The sequence below is a fragment of the Microvirga aerilata genome, from assembly GCF_016743775.1.
GTDB lineage: Bacteria > Pseudomonadota > Alphaproteobacteria > Rhizobiales > Beijerinckiaceae > Microvirga > Microvirga aerilata.
This window is the reverse complement of record NZ_JAEQMY010000241.1, coordinates 1-2,171: the sequence shown is the minus strand read 5'-3', so window position 1 is coordinate 2,171 and position 2,171 is coordinate 1. Positions and strand designations below refer to the sequence as shown.

The 2,171-nt window shown below is 61.1% G+C and carries 1 protein-coding gene; it reads right to left on the bottom strand.

All coding sequences use genetic code 11. From position 1 onward, the window contains the following. Positions 1-2,096 (bottom strand): SF1B family DNA helicase RecD2 (recD2, locus tag JKG68_RS32015; protein WP_202066424.1); only part of this gene is annotated, 2,096 nt, incomplete at its 3' end. Positions 2,097-2,171: the final 75 nt, after the last annotated feature.

Here is a 2,171-nt window from a genome sequence, read left to right as displayed (position 1 = left end):
AGCCGCTTGCCGCGGGTGACCCCCGTGTAGAGCAGGTTGCGGGCCAGCATCGTGAAGTGCTGCGTGACGACAGGAATAATGACGGCGGGATACTCGGACCCCTGCGACTTGTGGATCGTCGTTGCATAAGCGGGCACCAGAGTGTCAAGTTCGCCGAACGGATAGGACACCTCCCGCCCATCGAAGGAGGCGATCAGCGCCCCTTCCTCGTCATCAATCCGCACAACTGTCCCAAGGTCACCATTGAAGACCTCCCTGTCATAGTCATTCTGGGTTTCCATGACCCGGTCTCCCGGCGAGAAGCGCCAGCCAAACCGCTCCACCTTGGATGAAGGATTGGGATTGAGCACTTCTTGGAGCTGGATGTTGAGGTTACGAGCGCCGAGCACCCCCCGGTTCATGGGGCAGAGCACCTGAACATCCTTCATCGGATCAAGCCCGAACCGGCGTGGCATGCGCTCCTTGATCATCTGGATGATCTTCGGCACACCCTCCTCGGGATCGTTGATCTCCACGAAGTAGAAGTCGCTGTCCTCTCCAGCCGTCGGCGGCTCTGGCATCTGGCCCTTGTTGATCCGGTGGGCATTCACCACGATCCGGCTTTCTGCTGCCTGACGAAAGACCTCAGTCAGACGAGCCACCGGAATGCGCTCGGAAGCAATGATGTCGGCCAGCACCTGTCCCGATCCGACCGAAGGTAACTGATCCACGTCTCCGACCAGCAGCAGACCGGCATGAGTGGGGATAGCCTTGGTCAGGGCGTTCATCAGCGGCACGTCCACCATGGAGGTCTCGTCCACCACCAGCAGATCGCAGTCGAGTGGGTTCTCCTCATTGCGTGAGAAGCCGCCGTGCTTCGGGTCGATCTCCAGCAGGCGGTGGATGGTCTTGGCCTCAATCCCGGTCTGCTCGGTCATCCGTTTGGCCGCTCGCCCCGTGGGAGCGGCCAGGGCAACCTGGACGCCCTTGGCAACCAACACGCGCAGAATGGTGTCGAGAAGGGTTGTCTTGCCAACACCAGGACCACCGGTCACTACGGCCATCTTGGAGCCAAGCACCAGCTTGAGAGCCTCACGCTGCGAGGCCGCCAGGGTCTTGCCTGTGCGGCCTTCAACCCACGGAATGGCCTTGTCGATGTCGATCTCAGGCCAGGGCAGTGAACCAGACGCCCGTTCGATCAGCCGAGACGCAATGGCTTGCTCGGACAGATGCAGACCCTTGAGAAAGAGACAGGTCTCGTCACCGATGGTGTCCGAGATGATCTCTCCTTTGGCAAGTTCCTCGACAATGGCTGTGCGGATCAGGATTGCATCCACTTCGAGCAACTGCTCGGCCAACCGGGTGAGAGCCTCGACCGGCAAGGCGCAGTGGCCCTCGTCGGTGGCAGTCTGAAGGGCAAACGAGATACCGGCCCTGATGCGCTGGGGGGCTGTCTTCTCCATCCCGAGCTTGGCCGCGATGGCATCCGCCGTCTTGAAGCCGATGCCGCGCACGTCCTTGGCCAGCCGATACGGGTCCTCGGTCATGACCTGGATGGCCTCATAGCCATAGGTCTTGAAGATGCGGACCGCTCTCGCTGTGCCAACCCCATGGGCATGCAGGAAGATCATGATCTCCCGCACCGCCTTCTGCTCGGCCCAGCCCGAGACGATGCGGGAGGCCCGCATCGGCCCAATTCCAGAAACCTCGGTGAGACGCTCGGGCTTGGCCTCGATGATCTCGAAGGTATCGACCCCAAAGGCAGCGACGATGCGCTTGGCCATGGCAGGGCCGATGCCGCGCATCTGTCCGGAGGCAAGATATTTCTCGATCCCCTCGGCCCCGGTCGGTGGTGTCGTCTTGAGGACCTCAGCCTTGAACTGCAGACCATGGGTGCGGTCGCTGATCCAAATGCCACTGGCGGTGATCCACTCCCCGGCAGAGACAGAAGGGGTATGGCCAACCACCGTCACAAGGTCACGCTTGCCTCGCGTGTGGACCTTGAGAACAGCAAATCCGTTCTCCGCATTGTGGAAGGTGACGCGCTCCACAGAACCCGCGAGGGTCTCGAGGACCGGCCTCTGATCAACTTGTGCGGGTCGAAACATCTGGTTCATGGTGCCTGCCGAGACGATCTCTCAGCCTCTCCGACTGTAACAATGGATGGCACCGCTGACGAGGATGCTCTCCTT